Origin of the sequence: Streptomyces sp. AN091965, assembly GCF_022698285.1 — a bacterium.
Classification (GTDB): domain Bacteria; phylum Actinomycetota; class Actinomycetes; order Streptomycetales; family Streptomycetaceae; genus Streptomyces.
Genome location: NZ_JALDMY010000001.1, coordinates 5,113,925 through 5,130,343 on the forward strand (window position 1 = coordinate 5,113,925; position 16,419 = coordinate 5,130,343).

The following is a 16,419-nucleotide window of genomic DNA, read 5'->3' on the forward strand; positions in this document are numbered from 1 at the left end:
CGGCCCCAGGGCGCGGGAGTAGCCTCGCCCGCATGTATGCGATCACGATCCCCGAATCCGGTGGGCCCGAGGTGCTTCAGTGGGCCGAGGTCCCCGATCCCGTACCCGGTGAGGGCGAGGTCCTCATCGACGTGGCGGCCAGTGCCGTGAACCGCGCCGATCTGCTGCAGCGGCAGGGTTTCTACGACCCGCCGCCCGGCGCGTCCCCGTACCCGGGTCTGGAGTGCTCCGGGCGGATCGCGGCGCTCGGCCCCGGCGTCGCCGGTCTGGCGGTGGGCCAGGAGGTGTGCGCGCTGCTCGCGGGCGGCGGCTACGCGGAGAAGGTCGCCGTCCCCGCGGGGCAGGTCCTGCCGCTGCCCGACGGCGTCGACCTCGTCACGGCGGCCGCGCTCCCGGAGGTCACGGCCACGGTCTGGTCGAACGTGTTCATGGTGGCCCATCTGCGCCCCGGCGAGACGCTCCTCGTGCACGGTGGCGCCAGCGGCATCGGCACCATGGCGATCCAGCTCGCGAAGGCCGTCGGGGCGCGCGTCGCGGTGACGGCGGGCGGCAAGGAGAAGCTGGCGTTCTGCGCCGACCTGGGCGCGGACATCCTCATCGACTACCGCGAGCAGGACTTCGCCGAGGAGATCCAGCGAGCCACCGACGGGGCGGGCGCGGACGTGATCCTGGACATCATGGGCGCCAAGTACCTGGAGCGGAACGTGAACTCGCTCGCGGTCAGCGGCCGCCTCGCGATCATCGGCATGCAGGGCGGCGTCAAGGGCGAGCTGAACATCGCCACGCTGCTGCGCAAGCGCGCCGCCGTCACCGCGACCTCGCTGCGGGCCCGGCCCGTCGCGGAGAAGACCTCGATCGTCGCGGCGGTGCGGGAGCACGTGTGGCCGTTGATCGGGGCGGGGCAGGTGCGGGCGGTGGTGGACCGGACGGTGCCGATGCGGGACGCGGGGGCCGCGCATCAGGTTCTGGAGGGTGGTGGGCACATGGGGAAGGTGCTGCTGGTGCGGTAGGACCCTCGCGGGGGCGCCCCAGATCCGCCCCTTCCCGAAACGGGGGGGGGCTCCCCCCGGCCCCCCCCGTTGTCGGCGCTGCGCGCCTCGTCCTCAAACGCCGGACGGGCTAGGGCGCCGAGATGCCGGATGGTTCGTGCCGTGTGACGCTGGCTGCACGCCCGCGATCTTGGCGACCCGGCAGCGGGAGGGAGTCGTGCGGTGACGTCGTGGCTGTGCCGTGCTGCGCGTGCGGTCGTACCGGTGGCGCTGGTGAGCGTGCTGCTCGCCCCGGCCCCGGGGTACGCCGCCGATCCGTCCCCCGCCCCCTCGGCCGCGTACTACGACGAGGTGGCGCTCGCCGGGAGCCGTGCGGGCGAGGGGAGGACCCGGCCCGGGCGTGCGGAGCCGCTCGTCGTGCCCGATCCGCGGGGCTGGCGTCCGCTGCCGCCCCCGGCGGCCCGGAAACCGCGCACCGAGCCGAGGCCGCCGCCCGCCGCCGACGTCGCCGAGCCGTCGTCCGCGCGGCGTACGGCGACCGGACCGCCCATCCCCGGCCTGCGCGTCCTGCCGCTCGGCGCGGGCCTGGTCCTGATCGGCCTCGGCCTGGGGTTCCTGGGGCTGCGCGTGCGCCGGGGCTGACCGCCAACGAGCCCCGGTTCCGCGCGCCCGCGCACGGTGGATCATCGGCGAATGGGGGCACCAAGGATGTGTGGACAACGGGTGCGAGAGAATGGCGGCATGGAGATGCCGAGGAACGAACGGTCGCCGGAGAATCCCCAGGTCCTGGTTGTCGGCCAGGACGGCATGGCGCTCGGCGGCGGAGGCGGCGACGACGTCCGCGAGGTCCCGGTGACGGACATGGTCGAACAGCCGGCGAAGGTCATGCGCATCGGCAGCATGATCAAGCAGCTTCTGGAGGAAGTGCGCGCGGCACCTCTGGACGAGGCGAGCCGGGTGCGCCTCAAGGAGATCCACGCCAGCTCCGTGAAGGAGCTGGAGGACGGCCTCGCGCCCGAGCTCGTGGAGGAACTGGAGCGCCTGTCGCTGCCGTTCACCGACGAGACGACGCCGAGCGACGCGGAGCTGCGCATCGCGCAGGCCCAGCTGGTGGGCTGGCTGGAGGGTCTCTTCCACGGGATCCAGACGACGTTGTTCGCGCAGCAGATGGCCGCGCGGGCCCAGCTGGAGCAGATGCGCCGCGCGCTTCCCCCGGGCGTGGGCGGTCACGAGGACGACGAGGAGGGCGGCGTGGCGGGCCGCAGCGGCGGCCCCTACCTCTAAGGCCCCTACCCCGGATGGCTCGGACACGAAAGGGCCCGGTACGCACCCCGCGTACCGGGCCCTCGGTCTGGGGCGCCGGGCTCAGCCCCACGTACGGCCCGCGGGCTCCTGAATCGTGGCGTTGATCCGGTTGAACAGGTTCGTCACGCCGATGACCAGGATCAGGGCGGACAGCTCCCGCTCGTCGAAGTGGTCGGCGACCTCGTCCCAGAGTGCGTCGGACACGGCCTGCGCGGAGCGGTCCGCGAGCCGCGTGACGTGCTCCGTGAGGGCCAGCGCGGCGCGCTCGGCGTCCGTGAAGAACGGCGCCTCGCGCCAGGCCACCACCGCGGCGAGCCGCTCGGTGCTCGTCCCGGCCTTGACCAGGTTCGCCGTGTGGCTGTGGATGCAGGCGCTGCAGCCGTTGATCTGGCTGGCCCGCAGGCCGACGATCTCCTGGAGCTCCTGCGGAAGGCCGCTCTCGGCGATGGCCTGCATGATGCTGCCGATGCCCTTGAGGCTGTCGGGAAGGACGTACGCCGGGTTCTTCATACGGGCCTGCATGGCTGGTCTCCTCTGTGCCGCTCTCGCGCCGCTCGGTCTGTTGTTTCACTGACGGAGCGGGAGGAGGGAATGTGACCGGTGCGCGGAAGAAACTTCCGGGCACAGCGGCCGGTGGCCCTGCGAAGGCCCACCGGCCGGCCCTGCGAGGGGCCCACGCGTAGGCGCTACGAGGGGTCGCCCGTCGAGATCTGGAAGGTGATCTCCACGTCCTTCGGGTCGACGTCGGAGCCCGCCTTGGGGATCTGCCCCATGACGGTGTCCTCGCCGTACGTGTTCTCGTCGAGCTTCTGCTTGTCGTAGTTCCACCCGGCCGCCTGGAGGCAGGAGAGGACCGAGCGCCAGTCCTTGTAGCTGAAGTCGGGCAGCTTGATCTTGGCCGGGTCGTTGTACGCCGTGTCCGGCTCGGTGCACTCCGTCTTTTCGATCGTCTTCGTGCGGTCCGGACCGCGATGTCCGGCGACCGGCTTCTTCGACTCCTTGGAGCCGCCGCCGTCGTCGCTGTCGCCGTTCAGGGAGATCGCGGTGATCACGCCGCCGATGGCGAGCAGGGCGACGACGATCGAGCCGATGACGACCGGCATGGTCCGCTTGCCGCCGCCCGGGCCGCCCCGTCCACCGGTCGGCGCCGCCGTGGCGGGCTGCGGGGACAGGGAGTACGGGGGCGGGGTCTGGGCCGCCTGCGGGGCCGGGACGTACGCGTTGGTCGGCGCGGGGGTCTGGTAGCCCTGCTGCGGGTAGCCGTACCCGGGCTGCGGGGTGGGGGCGGCCGGGGTCGCGGGGCCGTAGGGGCCTGGCTGGTACGGCGTCTGGACGCTGCCCGGGGCCTGCGGGTTCGTCGAGTCGACCGGCGGGAAGACGGCGGAGCCGACGCCCGCGCCGCTCGCGGTCTGCGCACCCGGGACGATGCTGGGGGCCGCCGCCTGGAAGGACTGCGCGACGCGCAGGCACTCGTCGCGCATCGCCTCGGCGGTCGGGAAGCGCTCGTTCGGGTTCTTCTTGAGCGCGCGGGCGACGAGGGCGTCGACGGCCGGGGGCAGCGAGCGGTTGACGGAGGACGGGGCGACCGGCTCCTCCTGGACGTGCGCGTACGCGATGGCGAGCGGCGAGTCCGCCTCGAAGGGGAGGCGGCCGGTCACGAGCTGGAACAGCATGATGCCGACCGAGTACAGGTCGGAGCGGGCGTCGACGCCGCGGCCGAGCGCCTGCTCGGGCGACAGGTACTGCGGGGTGCCGACGACCATGCCGGTCTGCGTCATCGACGTGACGCCGGACTGCATGGCGCGGGCGATGCCGAAGTCCATGACCTTGACGACGTTCCGCTTCGTCATCATCACGTTGCCGGGCTTGATGTCGCGGTGGACCAGGCCCATCTCGTGGCTGATCTCCAGGGCCGCGAGCACATCGGCGGTGATCTTCAGGGCCTGGTCGGTGGGCATCGCGCCCTGCTGGCGGATCGCGGCGTCCAGGACGGAGCCGAGCGGCTTGCCCTCCACGTACTCCATGACGATGTACGGCATGGGCGAGCCGTCGCCCGCGGCGGAGCCGCTGAAGGTCAGCGTGTCCTCGCCGGTGTCGAAGACCGACACGATGTTCGTGTGCGTGAGCTTGGCCACGGACTGGGCCTCGCGCCGGAAGCGCTCGCGGAAGGACTGCTCACGGCCGAGCTCGGTGTGGAGTGTCTTGATCGCGACCTGTCGGTCGAGCACCGTGTCGTAAGCGAGGTGCACCGAGGCCATGCCGCCCTCGCCGAGCAGATCGCGCAGCTGATAGCGGCCGCCGGCCAGTGAACTGCCCGCGTACCGGCCCTGAGCGCCGTCCTGGCTCATGTCGTGCGTCCCCCATCGGCGCGGACGCGAGACGGCGCCGCGGCTGTGACTGTGGCTATGGGTTGCGACCGATGACGTCCAGTGGACGGTGATCGATCCGCTATTCCTGGCCAAGTCTGCCCGAGGGGGATGCCACGTCAAGCTCGGTGCCCGTTCCGTGACCGTACGCGCAAGAAGAGTCTCGGAAGCGTTACAAGTTTGCCTCGGGGCGCCCTCGGCGGGTTTGATGGCCGGTCCACCTCGGACCGGCATGCCACGCGGAGGCTGTAGCGTGGCACGGCGGAGTACCCCGTACCGCTCCTATCACGTATCCGGTGCACGCCCTCCACGGGCGGACCACGATCAGAACGACGGCGAGGACTGATGGCACAGACGCAGCGCGCTCAGGGCCCGTCCGACCCCGAGGCGACTGGCGGCGGTATGTCAGACGTGCCCGAGATGTGGGGGAACGGTGGCCTGGTCGGAGACGGTAGGTACCGGCTGACCCACCGGCTCGGCCGCGGTGGCATGGCCGAGGTGTTCGCCGCGGAGGACGTACGTCTGGGACGTACGGTCGCGGTCAAACTGCTGCGCGCCGACCTCGCCGAGGACCCCGTGTCCAAGGCCCGCTTCACGCGCGAGGCGCAGTCGGTCGCCGGTCTGAACCACCACGCGGTCGTCGGGGTCTACGACTCCGGCGAGGACTTCATCGGCGGGAACTCCGTCCCGTACATCGTGATGGAGCTGGTCGAGGGCCGCACCATCCGCGATCTGCTGATCAACGCGGAGGCGCCCGGGCCCGAGCAGGCGCTGATCATCGTGTCGGGCGTCCTGGAGGCGCTCGCCTACTCGCACCAGCACGGCATCGTGCACCGCGACATCAAGCCCGCGAACGTCTCCATCACCAACACCGGCGCGGTGAAGGTGATGGACTTCGGCATCGCGCGTGCCCTGCACGGCGCGTCCACGACGATGACGCAGACCGGCATGGTCATGGGCACGCCCCAGTACCTGTCGCCCGAGCAGGCGCTCGGCAAGGCCGTCGACCACCGGTCCGACCTGTACGCGACGGGCTGTCTGCTGTACGAACTGCTCGCGCTGCGGCCGCCGTTCACCGGTGAGACGCCGCTGTCCGTGGTCTACCAGCACGTCCAGGACACGCCGGTGCCGCCGTCCGAGGTGTCCGACGCGGCGCCTCCGGAGCTCGACGGCCTCGTCATGCGGTCCCTGGCCAAGGACCCCGACGACCGCTTCCAGACCGCTGAAGAGATGCGCGGTCTGATCCAGTACGGCCTCCAGATGCTCGCCGAGCAGGGCAGCCACACGGGGACCTGGAACACCGGCCCGGTGACGGCCGTGCACGGGCACGAGGGTGCGCACACCCCGGCGATGGGCGTCGGCGGCACCACTGCGATGCCGCACCCCGGGGACAGCGGCACCCAGCAGATCCCGAGCCCCATGCTGCGGCCGCCGGGCGGCGACGACGGCGGCTTCGACGGCGGTCACCGGGACGGCGGCGGACGGGGCCGCGCGGGCAAGGTGTGGATCCTGGCCGTGCTCGCGGTGATCGCGGTCGCGGTGGGCGTCGCGTTCGCGCTGTCCGGGAACGGCGGCGGCGACAAGAAGGACGGCGGTCCCTCCAAGACGCCCTCGACCAAGCAGTCGCAGGAGAAGAAGCCGAGCAAGAGCGCGGACGACGACGAGACGGCGGACAACAACACGCAGCCCGGTGGCGACGGCACCGGGGGGCAGAACGACTACCCCCAGCAGTCGAACCGGCCCACGCATCAGCAGACCCAGCCGACGACGAAGCCGACGGAGCCGACGAATCCGCCTACGGAGCCCACGGATCCGCCGACGGATCCGACGGATCCGCCCACCGATCCCACGGATCCGCCCACGGAGCCGTCCGATCCGGTCTCGCCGCCGGATGACGGTGGGAACGACGGTGGTACGGAGGGCGGCGAGGGGTCCGACTCCGAGTGACCCCCGGCTCAGCCCACCGCGGGGAAGGCGTCGGCGACGGCGCCGCTCACCGCGGGGCTGAGCGTGTGCACCACGGCCTTTTGGGGGGCTATGCGGAGGTACACCGCGTCGTACGGCTCGCCGTCCACGAAGCGCGGGGGTGCGCCGAAGCGCGCGAGCTCCGCCGTGGTGGGGCGTACGGCCTCGCAGAGGCCGACGAGCTGGACCGTCCACTGGCCCTCGGCGGCCGCCGCCGTGCCCAGGTTGTCCGCGCCGTACGCGACGACGCTCCCGACGCAGGCGTCGTGGTACCCGAAGCCCCGGTGCATGCGCAGCAGGACGTGCCCGTCGGTCACGATGTGGCGGGCCGCCGCGAGGAAGGGCAGGGCGCGCATGCTGGTCGCGACCCGGCCGTAGTCGGTGCGCCGGAGCAGGGCGAAGGCGAGCTGCTGGTCGGAGTCGGAGGGCATGGTTCCTACCGTCCCGCACGCGCGCGGGGCAGCAGAAGAGCCGCCCGCCCCGTAGACAGGGGGCCGTAAGTCCCAAAGGCCCGGGGTACGGGAGCGCCCCGAAGGGGCGCGGGGCTGTGTGCCTGTGCGGCTCCGCCGCGTGGGCGCGGCAAGGCACAACGGTGCCGCAGAAGCCCGAGCCAGGCGCGGCACACCCCGCCGAGCGCTCAGCGAAGGCGCTCCGCCTGCATCCGCGCCACGTACGCCGCCGCCTGCGAGCGGCGCTCCATGCCGAGCTTGGACAGCAGGCTGGAGACGTAGTTCTTGATCGTCTTCTCGGCGAGGTGGAGGCGCTCGCCGATGGCGCGGTTGGTGAGGCCCTCGCCGATCAGGTCGAGGATCTTGCGCTCCTGCTCGGTGAGGTTGGCCAGGCGGTCGTCGCCCTTCGCGCCGTTGCCGTCGCGCAGGCGCTCCAGGACGCGGGCCGTGGCGACCGGGTCGAGCAGGGACTTTCCGGCGGCGACGTCCCGCACGGCGGTCAGGAGTTCATTGCCGCGAATGGCTTTCAGGACATATCCGGAGGCACCGGCCATGATGGCGTCGAAGAGGGCCTCGTCGTCCGCGAAGGAAGTGAGCATCAGGCATTTGATGGAGTCGTCCTGCGAACGGATCTCACGGCAGACCTCGACCCCGCTGCCGTCGGGAAGGCGGACGTCGAGCACCGCCACATCCGGACGCGTGGCCGGAATGCGCACCAAGGCGTCGGCGGCCGTGCCCGCCTCTCCGACCACCTCGATGTCGGACTCCACCGAGAGGAGCTCATGGACTCCGCGACGCACGACCTCGTGATCATCGAGCAGGAATACCGTGATTTTTCCTTGTTCGCGCACGGTGCCAGTGTCACACATCAACTCTTCCCGTGCCCGGGGTGGCCGGGATAACGTGCCGGTGTTCCGGCCCCCTGCCAGGCTGTGATCAGTGGCGTGACCAGCATGTGTTTCCCGGCTTCTCGGTTTAGTTGGATTTCCTAGTGGGCCTTTACTTGGAAATCCAAGCAAAATTGCAGGTCAGACGGGGTTTCACACTTTCGGTACGCACTGGGTAACGTGCTTGGAGAAGGGCGCTCGCCGGGACGACTGTCACGCCTAATCCCGCTGAGCCGCACCCACCCCGTGCGACGGGCTGGAATCGGGCGAGCCGTACTGGCCTGCCGGTGGACCCCGGGGGCCGGACCGACGGAGGAGCACACGTGACCGTGGAAAGCACCGCCGCGCGTACGCCGCGCCGCGCAGGCAGCGGCGCCAAGCGCACCAGTGCCGGCGCGAAGAGCGCAGGCGCGAAGAAGAGCGCGAGTGCCAAGAAGGCCGTGGGCCCGGGCGCTGAGCCCGAGCTCGTCCAGCTGCTGACGCCCGAGGGCGAGCGGGTCGAGAACCCCGCGTACGACAAGTACGTGGCGGACGTGACCCCCGAGGACCTGCGCGCGCTGTACCGGGACATGGTGATGACCCGCCGCTTCGACGCGGAGGCCGTCACGCTCCAGCGCCAGGGCGAGCTGGGCCTGTGGCCCTCGCTGCTCGGCCAGGAGGCGGCGCAGGTCGGCTCGGGCCGCGCGACCCGCGCCGACGACTACGTCTTCCCCACCTACCGCGAGCACGGCGTCGCCTGGTGCCGGGACGTCGACCCGACGCTGCTGCTCGGCATGTTCCGCGGCGTGAACCACGGCGGCTGGGACCCCAACAGCAACAACTTCCACCTGTACACCATCGTGATCGGCTCCCAGACGCTGCACGCGACGGGCTACGCGATGGGCGTGGCCAAGGACGACGCGGACAGCGCGGTGGTCGCGTACCTCGGCGACGGCGCCACCAGCCAGGGCGACGTGGCGGAGGCCTTCACGTTCTCCGCGGTCTACAACGCCCCCGTGGTGTTCTTCTGCCAGAACAACCAGTGGGCGATCTCCGAGCCGACCGAGAAGCAGAGCCGCGTACCGCTGTACCAGCGCGCGCAGGGCTACGGCTTCCCGGGCGTGCGCGTCGACGGCAACGACGTCCTCGCCTGCCTCGCGGTCTCCAAGTGGGCGCTGGAGCGGGCGCGCACCGGCGAGGGCCCCTCCCTCATCGAGGCGTTCACGTACCGCATGGGCGCGCACACCACCTCCGACGACCCGACGCGCTACCGCCGCGACGAGGAGCGCGAGGCGTGGGAGGCCAAGGACCCGATCAAGCGGCTGCGGGCGTATCTGGAGGCCGGGGGCCACGCGGACGAGGCGTTCTTCGCGGAACTCGACGCGGAGAGCGAGACGTTGGGCAAGCGGGTGCGGGACGCGGTGCGGTCCATGCCCGACCCCGAGCCGATGTCGATCTTCGAGAACATCTACGCGGACGGGCACGCTCTCGTGGACGAGGAGCGGGCCGATTTCGCCGCCTACCAAGCGTCGTTCGCGGACGCCCCTGCGGACGCCGTCACCGGCGGAGAGGTCAAGTAGTCATGGCCGTGAAGAAGTTGCCGGTCGCCAAGGCGATCAACGAATCCCTGCGCACGGCCCTGGAGGCCGACCCCAAGGTCCTCGTGATGGGTGAGGACGTCGGCAAGCTCGGCGGCGTCTTCCGGGTCACGGACGGGCTGCAGAAGGACTTCGGCGAGGACCGCGTCATCGACACGCCGCTCGCCGAGTCCGGCATCGTCGGCACCGCGATCGGCCTGGCCCTGCGCGGCTACCGGCCGGTCGTGGAGATCCAGTTCGACGGCTTCGTCTTCCCCGCGTACGACCAGATCGTCACGCAGCTCGCGAAGATGCACGCGCGGTCGCTCGGCAAGGTCAAGGTGCCGGTCGTCATCCGCATTCCGTACGGCGGCGGCATCGGCGCCGTCGAGCACCACAGCGAGTCCCCCGAGGCGCTGTTCGCACACGTCCCGGGCCTGAAGGTGGTCTCTCCCTCGAACGCGTCGGACGCGTACTGGATGCTCCAGCAGGCCATCCAGAGCGACGACCCGGTCATCTACTTCGAGCCCAAGCGGCGCTACTGGGAGAAGGGCGAGGTCAACACCGAGGCCATCCCGGACCCGCTGCACGGCGCGAGCGTGGCCCGCGAGGGCACGGACGCGACGCTCGTGGCGTACGGCCCGATGGTGCGCACCTGTCTGGAGGCGGCCGCGGCCGCGGCCGAGGAGGGCAGGTCCCTGGAGGTCGTCGACCTGCGCTCCGTCTCGCCGATCGACTTCGACACGGTGCAGGCCTCGGTCGAGAAGACCGGCCGGCTGATCGTCGTGCACGAGGCGCCGGTGTTCCTCGGCGCGGGCGCGGAGATCGCCGCGCGCATCACCGAGCGCTGCTTCTACCACCTGGAGGCGCCCGTCCTGCGGGTCGGCGGCTTCCACTCCCCGTATCCGCCCGCGCGGGTGGAAGAGGACTATCTGCCGGGCCTCGACCGGGTGCTCGACGCCGTCGACCGCTCGCTTGCGTACTGAGGGAAGAGGTCGTGACGACAATGACTGACACCACGTCGGCCGTCCGCGAGTTCAAGATGCCCGACGTGGGCGAGGGACTCACCGAGGCGGAGATCCTCAAGTGGTACGTGGCCGCGGGCGACACCGTCACCGACGGCCAGGTCGTGTGCGAGGTGGAGACGGCCAAGGCGGCCGTGGAGCTGCCGATCCCGTTCGACGGCACGGTCCGTGAACTCCGGTTCGCCGAGGGCACGACCGTGGACGTCGGCCAGGTGATCATCACCGTGGACGTGTCCGGGGGCGCGGCGCCCGCGCCCGAGGCGGCGCCGCCCGCGCCCGCCGCCGCGCCGGAGCCCGCGCCGTCGGCGGAGCCCGCGGCCCCCTCGGGGCGCCAGCCGGTCCTCGTCGGGTACGGCGTGTCGGAGTCCTCCACCAAGCGCCGCGCCCGCAAGCAGGTGCCGGGCCAGGCCGAGCCCTCGCCGGCGGCGGCCGCCGTCCAGGCCGAGCTGAACGGCCACAGCGCGCCGCCCGCCCCGGCGGCGGCCGCCGCGCCCGCCGCGCCCGCCGGGACCCGGCCGCTGGCCAAGCCGCCCGTGCGCAAGCTCGCCAAGGACCTGGGCGTGGACCTCGCCACGGTCACGCCGACGGGCCCGGACGGCGTCATCACCCGTGCGGACGTGCACGCGGCGGTGGCCCCGGCGCCCGCGCCCGCGGCCCCCGCGGCGGCGGTCCAGGAGCCCGTAGCGGTGGTGGCCGGGGACGCGCGGGAGACGCGCATCCCGGTCAAGGGCGTCCGCAAGGCGACCGCGCAGGCGATGGTCAGCTCGGCGTTCACGGCGCCGCACGTCACGGAGTTCGTGACGGTGGACGTGACGCGCACGATGAAGCTCGTCGAGGAGCTGAAGCAGGACCGGGCCTTCGAGGGCCTGCGGGTCAACCCGCTGCTGCTGATCTCCAAGGCGCTCCTGGTGGCGATCCGCCGCAACCCGGGGGTGAACGCCGCCTGGGACGAGGCGAACCAGGAGATCGTCCAGAAGCACTATGTGAACCTGGGCATCGCCGCGGCGACCCCGCGCGGTCTGATCGTGCCGAACATCAAGGACGCGCACGCCCAGACCCTGCCCGAACTGGCCGCCTCGCTCGGCGAGCTGGTGTCCACGGCCCGCGAGGGCAGGACGTCGCCCGGCGCCATGCAGGGCGGCACGGTGACGATCACGAACATCGGCGTCTTCGGCATCGACACGGGCACGCCCATCCTGAACCCCGGCGAGTCGGCGATCCTCGCGGTCGGCGCGATCAAGCTCCAGCCGTGGGTCCACAAGGGCAAGGTGAAGCCGCGCCAGGTGACCACCCTCGGCCTCTCCTTCGACCACCGCCTGGTGGACGGGGAGCTGGGCTCGAAGGTGCTCGGCGACGTGGCGGCGATCCTGGAGCAGCCGAAGCGGCTGCTGACCTGGGCGTAGTTGCGCGCGTACGGGAGAAGGGGGCCCGCCGCGGTGTGCGGCGGGCCCCCTTCTCCCGTGTCCTGCTCGCGGGGGAGTTACGCGACGCGGAAGCCGTAGTCCATGATCTTCTTGGCGTCCTTGTAACGGGCTTCCTTCGTCGGCGCGGTCAGGACCGTGCCGACGATCGTCTTGCCGTTGCGGGTCGCGGCGAAGACCAGGTTGAACTTGGCCTGGGCGCCGGAGCCGGTCTTCACGCCGATGGCACCGCGGTAGGTGCCGAGCAGCTGGTTGGTGTTGCCCCAGGTCGGCATCCCGCGGGTGCCGCCGTTGGGCATCTTGGGCTTGGCCTTGAAGCCCTTGGTCTTCACGACGGTGCGGAAGAGCGAGTTCTTCATCGCCTTGACCGTCAGCTTGGTGAGGTCGCGCGGCGAGGAGTAGTTCGCGCCATTGCTTATGCCGTCGAACGAGTCGAAGTGCGTGTTGCGCAGGCCCAGGTCGCGCGCGGTCTTGTTCATCTTGCCGATGAAGGACTTCACACGGGCGGCGCGCGAGGAGCCCTTGCCGTAGGTGTCGGCGAGGGCGTAGGCGGCGTCGCAGCCGGACGGCAGCATCAGGCCGTAGAGCAGCTCGCGGACCGTGGCGGTGTCGCCGACGATCAGGCCCTTGGCCGAGGAGGCGCCGTTGCGGACGATGTAGTCGCTGTACGCCTTCTGGTACTTGACCTTGCGGTTCAGGTTCAGACCCGGCTGGTTCAGCACCGTGAGCGCGGTCGCGATCTTGGTGGTGGACCCCGTCTTGAGGCGGGTGTCGGCGCTCTTCGTGAACAGCGTCTTGCCCGTGCCGCTGTTCATGAGGAAGCCGCCCTTGGCCGAGATCGACGGCTTGGGCGGCGCGGCGGCGTGCGCGGCGGGGACCGTGATGACCGTCGTCGTCATGACGGCTCCGGCCGTGATGACGGCGGCGGCCGAGGCCCGGCGCATGCCTGTTGTCCGGATTCTCAAAGTAAACGCTCCATTGTCCCTGATGCGTAAGTTGGGCGGCCCGCACCCCAAATCACCCTGAATTACAGACGACATGGGGGAGCCGCCACGGACAAGACTCGCGACGGGGCGTGAAGGATGCACGGACGACGGAAAAAGTGACCCGAAAGTTGTCGCATGGTCACGTACGTACGAGTGCCGCGTCCGGGCGGGGCGGGGGGGCGGCCGGGTGCGTGTGAGTGCTGGCCGGATCGAAGCGCGGGCCGGTGCGGAGGTGCTGGCCGGATCGAAGCGCGGGGGCTGGCCGGATCGACGCGTGGGTGCGGGGCGCATCGGAGCGCGGGCCGACGTCGGGGGCCGGCCGGATCGAGGCGAGGGCGCGGGTCGGGGCGGCGTGGGAGCGCTGTCCGGATCGTGGACGCAAGATCCATCGCATACCTGTTGTATCTATGCTGTGCGCATGCCGACCGCTCCCCTCGTTCCGACGGCCCCCGCCCCCGCCACGTCCGGCCTCGCCGCCCCCGCCACGGCCCCCGCCGCCTCCGGCAAACAGCCCCCCGCCGCCGAGCGCGTCTACGCGCACGTGAAGCGGGCCGTCCTGGAGCGGCACTACGAGGGCGGCACGCTCCTGACCGAGGGCGAGCTGGCCGAGGCCGTGGGGGTGTCCCGCACCCCCGTGCGCGAGGCGCTCCTGAAGCTGGAGGTGGAGGGGTTGCTCCGGCTCTACCCGAAGAAGGGCGCGCTCGTCCTGCCCGTCTCCGCGCAGGAGATCGCGGACGTCGTCGAGACCCGGCTCCTGGTGGAGACGCACGCGGTGCGCAAGGCGGTGCCCGCGCCGCCGGGCCTGCTCGACCGGCTCGCCGAGCTCCTGGAGAAGCAGCGGGGCCAGGCCGCAGCGGGCGACCTCGCGGGGGCGGCCACCACGGACCGCTGCTTCCACGCCACGATCGTCCGCAGCGGCGGCAACGAGATCCTGGCGCGCCTGTACGACCAGCTGCGCGACCGGCAGCTGCGGATGGGCGTCGCGGTGATGCACTCCCACCCCGACCGGATCGCCAAGACCCTGGCCGAGCACGAGGAGATCCTGGCCGCGCTGACGGCCGAGGACGCGGACGCCGCGGTGGCGGTCGTCACCCGGCACGTGGGCTGGTTCCAGAACCTGGCCCGGGGGGCCACGCGATGAGCTCCTCCGTCACCAAGGCCGGGCGGCTGCCCGGGGACCCGCCGGGCGGACGGCGGGCCGTGTTCGTGTGGTCCGTCGGCGTCGCCGTCTACTTCGTCGCGGTCACCTTCCGTACGTCGCTCGGCGTCGCGGGCCTGGACGCCGCCGACCGCTTCCACGTCAACGCGTCGGCCCTGTCGACGTTCTCGATCCTCCAGCTCCTCGTGTACGCGGGCATGCAGATACCCGTCGGCCTGATGGTCGACCGGCTCGGCACGAAGAAGGTCCTCACGCTCGGCGCGGTCCTGTTCACCGCGGGGCAGCTCGGCTTCGCGCTCGCGCCCTCGTACGGGACGGCGCTCGCCGCCCGCGCGCTGCTCGGCTGCGGCGACGCGATGACGTTCATCAGCGTGCTCCGGCTCGGCACCCGCTGGTTCCCGGCCCGGCGCGGGCCCCTGGTCGCGCAGCTCGCGGGCCTGGTGGGCATGGCGGGCAACCTGGTCTCCACGCTCGTCCTGGCCAGGCTCCTGCACGACGTCGGCTGGACCAAGGCGTTCGCGGGCAGCGCGCTCGCCGGAGTCGTCGTCCTCGTCGTCATGGCGCTGTTCCTGAAGGACCACCCCGAGGGCCACGAGCCGCCGCCGCGGGCCGCCCGGGACGCGGCCGGGCCCGGCTTCGTGCGCGAGCAGATCGCGCGGTCCTGGCGGGAGCCCGGCACCCGGCTCGGCCTGTGGGTGCACTTCACCACGCAGTTCCCGGCGATGGTGTTCCTGCTGCTGTGGGGCCTGCCGTTCCTGGTCGAGGCGCAGGGCCTCAGCCGGGGTGCGGCGGGCGACCTGCTGACCCTCGTCGTCCTGTCGAACATGGCGGTCGGCCTGGTCTTCGGCCAGATCGTGGCCCGGCACCACGCGGCGCGGCTTCCGCTGGCGCTCGGCACGGTGGGCGCGACCGCGGCCGTCTGGGCGGGCGCCCTCGCCTACCCCGGTGCGCACGCGCCGATGTGGCTGCTCGTGGTGTTGTGCGTGGTGCTCGGGGCGTGCGGTCCCGCCTCGATGATCGGTTTCGACTTCGCGCGCCCCGCGAACCCGCCGGAGCGCCAGGGCACGGCCTCGGGCATCACCAACATGGGCGGCTTCGTGGCGTCCATGACCACGCTGCTCGCGGTCGGCGTCCTCCTCGACGCCACGGGCGACGACTACCGGATCGCGTTCTCCTCGGTCTTCGTCCTTCAGGCGCTCGGGGTGAGCCAGATCCTGCGGCTGCGGGGACGCGCGGCGCGCCGGGAGCGCGAGCGGCTCGTCGCCAGCCGGGTGGAGACGGTGCACGTGCCCGCGGCGTGAGGCGGTGGGAGGGGGCTCGCCCCCTCCCCGGGGCCGCATCGTGGGCAGGCGTCTCCTCGGGGCCGGGTCACGGGGTGACGGAGAAGTCCCCCAGGATCGCTTCGGCCAGCTCCTGGTCGCCCTCGACCTTCACGCGGTCGCGGACCGCCGTGTGCGTCACGCGCCCGCAGGCCAGCCGCGCGTACGTCTCCCAGTCGGTGGCGATGGTGACGAGCGGGCCCAGCGAGGGCGTGTTGTCGACGGTGCCCCTGCCCTCCGCGTCGACGCGGACCGTGCGCAGGAACTCCACCGGGCCGCTCACGTCGACGACCACGGCGGAGTTCGCGGGGGCGCCCGCCTTCTTGGCGACGACCTTCGCGAGGCCGTACAGCATCAGATCGCGGGCGACGTACGCGCCCGGAGAGTCGAGGTTTCCCGGCCTGCCCAGCGTGACCCGCAGGTCCTGCTCGTGCACCCACACGTCGAAGGCCCGGATCCGCATGGCGAGTTCGAGGCTCTGCTCGGTGCCGAGGGGGCCGCGCACCATGGTCTCCGGGGCGCGCGACTCGTTCCGGATCTGCCGGTTGCGGCGGATGATCGTGTACTCCAGCTCGGAGGTCATCTCCGGTGCCGTGTGGTGGCGGCGGACGTCCACCTGCATCTCCATGTACCGCTGGCCCTCGGTCTTCACGTGGTACAGGTCGCGCGGCAGCGTGTGGATCGGACGCGGATCGCCGAGCATCTCGCAGTCCAGGCCGATGACGTGCGAGACGATGTCCCGGACGGACCAGCCCGGGCACGGGGTTGGCTGGTTCCACTCGCCCTCGGCGAGCGGGGTCACCAGCTCGGATATCGCTTCCACGGCGTGGGCCCAGGCATCGGCGTAGGTTTGCAGGCTGGGATGGAGACTCACGGGACCCCTCGGCGGTCGTACGCGGGCGGTGGGTGTCTTGGGGCTTTAAGTTACGCTGCCCGTGGGCACCCCGGCAGTGCTTTCGTGTGACGATCGTAGGCCTACTTGACGGTTCGAA

Annotated in this window: 15 protein-coding genes; 9 read left to right on the forward strand and 6 right to left on the reverse strand. The window is 71.7% G+C overall.

What is annotated here, in order from left to right; translation table 11 throughout:
• Positions 1-32: 32 nt before the first annotated feature.
• The 3 genes from MQV74_RS21630 (at position 33) to MQV74_RS21640 (ending at position 2,273) form a co-directional block, all read left to right on the forward strand.
• Positions 33-1,010, forward strand: coding sequence for an NAD(P)H-quinone oxidoreductase (locus MQV74_RS21630; protein WP_242720019.1), 978 nt, complete (start codon positions 33-35; stop codon positions 1,008-1,010).
• Between the two features lie 201 nt (positions 1,011-1,211).
• Complete coding sequence (locus MQV74_RS21635) at positions 1,212-1,631, forward strand: hypothetical protein (protein ID WP_242720021.1); 420 nt, start codon at positions 1,212-1,214, stop codon at positions 1,629-1,631.
• A gap of 99 nt (positions 1,632-1,730) precedes the next feature.
• On the forward strand, positions 1,731-2,273 hold the full coding sequence (locus MQV74_RS21640) for a bacterial proteasome activator family protein (RefSeq protein ID WP_138960842.1): 543 nt from the start codon (positions 1,731-1,733) through the stop codon (positions 2,271-2,273).
• An 81-nt stretch (positions 2,274-2,354) separates the two neighbouring features.
• Here the strand turns inward: MQV74_RS21640 and MQV74_RS21645 are convergent, their stop codons facing one another.
• Both MQV74_RS21645 and MQV74_RS21650 read right to left on the reverse strand, forming a co-directional pair.
• On the reverse strand, positions 2,355-2,816 hold the full coding sequence (locus tag MQV74_RS21645) for a carboxymuconolactone decarboxylase family protein (RefSeq protein ID WP_242720023.1): 462 nt from the start codon (positions 2,814-2,816) through the stop codon (positions 2,355-2,357).
• Positions 2,817-2,980: 164 nt separating this feature from the next.
• Positions 2,981-4,642, reverse strand: a complete 1,662-nt coding sequence (locus tag MQV74_RS21650; protein WP_242720025.1) for a protein kinase domain-containing protein — start codon at positions 4,640-4,642, stop codon at positions 2,981-2,983.
• A gap of 363 nt (positions 4,643-5,005) precedes the next feature.
• Between MQV74_RS21650 and MQV74_RS21655 the strand changes: the two genes are divergently transcribed.
• Entirely contained in the window at positions 5,006-6,607 is a 1,602-nt protein-coding gene (locus tag MQV74_RS21655) for a protein kinase domain-containing protein (protein ID WP_242720027.1), read from the forward strand.
• Positions 6,608-6,615: 8 nt separating this feature from the next.
• Here the strand turns inward: MQV74_RS21655 and MQV74_RS21660 are convergent, their stop codons facing one another.
• Both MQV74_RS21660 and MQV74_RS21665 read right to left on the reverse strand, forming a co-directional pair.
• Positions 6,616-7,056, reverse strand: a complete 441-nt coding sequence (locus MQV74_RS21660; protein ID WP_242720029.1) for a pyridoxamine 5'-phosphate oxidase family protein — start codon at positions 7,054-7,056, stop codon at positions 6,616-6,618.
• 206 nt (positions 7,057-7,262) lie between these two features.
• Positions 7,263-7,925 (reverse strand): response regulator, encoded by a 663-nt coding sequence (locus tag MQV74_RS21665; RefSeq protein WP_150512111.1) that lies wholly within the window; start codon positions 7,923-7,925, stop codon positions 7,263-7,265.
• Positions 7,926-8,284: 359 nt separating this feature from the next.
• On the opposite strand from MQV74_RS21665, the gene pdhA reads away from it, so the two are divergent.
• The 3 genes from pdhA to MQV74_RS21680 are packed head-to-tail and all read left to right on the forward strand — an operon-like array spanning position 8,285 to position 11,945.
• Complete coding sequence (gene pdhA / locus MQV74_RS21670) at positions 8,285-9,520, forward strand: pyruvate dehydrogenase (acetyl-transferring) E1 component subunit alpha (protein ID WP_242720033.1); 1,236 nt, start codon at positions 8,285-8,287, stop codon at positions 9,518-9,520.
• Between the two features lie 2 nt (positions 9,521-9,522).
• Positions 9,523-10,503 (forward strand): alpha-ketoacid dehydrogenase subunit beta, encoded by a 981-nt coding sequence (locus tag MQV74_RS21675; RefSeq protein ID WP_242720035.1) that lies wholly within the window; start codon positions 9,523-9,525, stop codon positions 10,501-10,503.
• An 11-nt stretch (positions 10,504-10,514) separates the two neighbouring features.
• Entirely contained in the window at positions 10,515-11,945 is a 1,431-nt protein-coding gene (locus MQV74_RS21680) for a dihydrolipoamide acetyltransferase family protein (protein ID WP_242720037.1), read from the forward strand.
• 77 nt (positions 11,946-12,022) lie between these two features.
• On the opposite strand, the gene MQV74_RS21685 is transcribed toward MQV74_RS21680, so the two are convergent.
• Positions 12,023-12,907, reverse strand: coding sequence for a D-alanyl-D-alanine carboxypeptidase family protein (locus MQV74_RS21685; protein ID WP_242720039.1), 885 nt, complete (start codon positions 12,905-12,907; stop codon positions 12,023-12,025).
• Positions 12,908-13,367: 460 nt separating this feature from the next.
• On the opposite strand from MQV74_RS21685, the gene MQV74_RS21690 reads away from it, so the two are divergent.
• Positions 13,368-14,090 (forward strand): GntR family transcriptional regulator, encoded by a 723-nt coding sequence (locus MQV74_RS21690; RefSeq protein ID WP_242720041.1) that lies wholly within the window; start codon positions 13,368-13,370, stop codon positions 14,088-14,090.
• Entirely contained in the window at positions 14,087-15,409 is a 1,323-nt protein-coding gene (locus MQV74_RS21695; RefSeq protein ID WP_242720043.1) for an MFS transporter, read from the forward strand. Before MQV74_RS21690 ends, MQV74_RS21695 begins: the two co-directional genes overlap by 4 nt.
• 67 nt (positions 15,410-15,476) lie before the next feature.
• Here the strand turns inward: MQV74_RS21695 and MQV74_RS21700 are convergent, their stop codons facing one another.
• On the reverse strand, positions 15,477-16,301 hold the full coding sequence (locus MQV74_RS21700; RefSeq protein ID WP_242720045.1) for a maleylpyruvate isomerase family mycothiol-dependent enzyme: 825 nt from the start codon (positions 16,299-16,301) through the stop codon (positions 15,477-15,479).
• Between the last annotated feature and the right edge of the window lie 118 nt (positions 16,302-16,419).

Excerpts from the sequence above, each read along its gene's own strand:
- MQV74_RS21630 (WP_242720019.1), top strand. The coding sequence starts at position 33 with ATGTATGCGATCACGATCCCCGAATCCGGTGGGCCCGAGGTGCTTCAG.
- MQV74_RS21655 (WP_242720027.1), top strand. The coding sequence starts at position 5,006 with ATGGCACAGACGCAGCGCGCTCAGGGCCCGTCCGACCCCGAGGCGACT.
- MQV74_RS21640 (WP_138960842.1), top strand. The coding sequence starts at position 1,731 with ATGGAGATGCCGAGGAACGAACGGTCGCCGGAGAATCCCCAGGTCCTG.
- MQV74_RS21675 (WP_242720035.1), top strand. The coding sequence starts at position 9,523 with ATGGCCGTGAAGAAGTTGCCGGTCGCCAAGGCGATCAACGAATCCCTG.
- MQV74_RS21660 (WP_242720029.1), bottom strand. The coding sequence starts at position 7,056 with ATGCCCTCCGACTCCGACCAGCAGCTCGCCTTCGCCCTGCTCCGGCGC.
- MQV74_RS21645 (WP_242720023.1), bottom strand. The coding sequence starts at position 2,816 with ATGCAGGCCCGTATGAAGAACCCGGCGTACGTCCTTCCCGACAGCCTC.
- MQV74_RS21650 (WP_242720025.1), bottom strand. The coding sequence starts at position 4,642 with ATGAGCCAGGACGGCGCTCAGGGCCGGTACGCGGGCAGTTCACTGGCC.
- MQV74_RS21685 (WP_242720039.1), bottom strand. The coding sequence starts at position 12,907 with ATGCGCCGGGCCTCGGCCGCCGCCGTCATCACGGCCGGAGCCGTCATG.
- MQV74_RS21695 (WP_242720043.1), top strand. The coding sequence starts at position 14,087 with ATGAGCTCCTCCGTCACCAAGGCCGGGCGGCTGCCCGGGGACCCGCCG.
- MQV74_RS21690 (WP_242720041.1), top strand. The coding sequence starts at position 13,368 with ATGCCGACCGCTCCCCTCGTTCCGACGGCCCCCGCCCCCGCCACGTCC.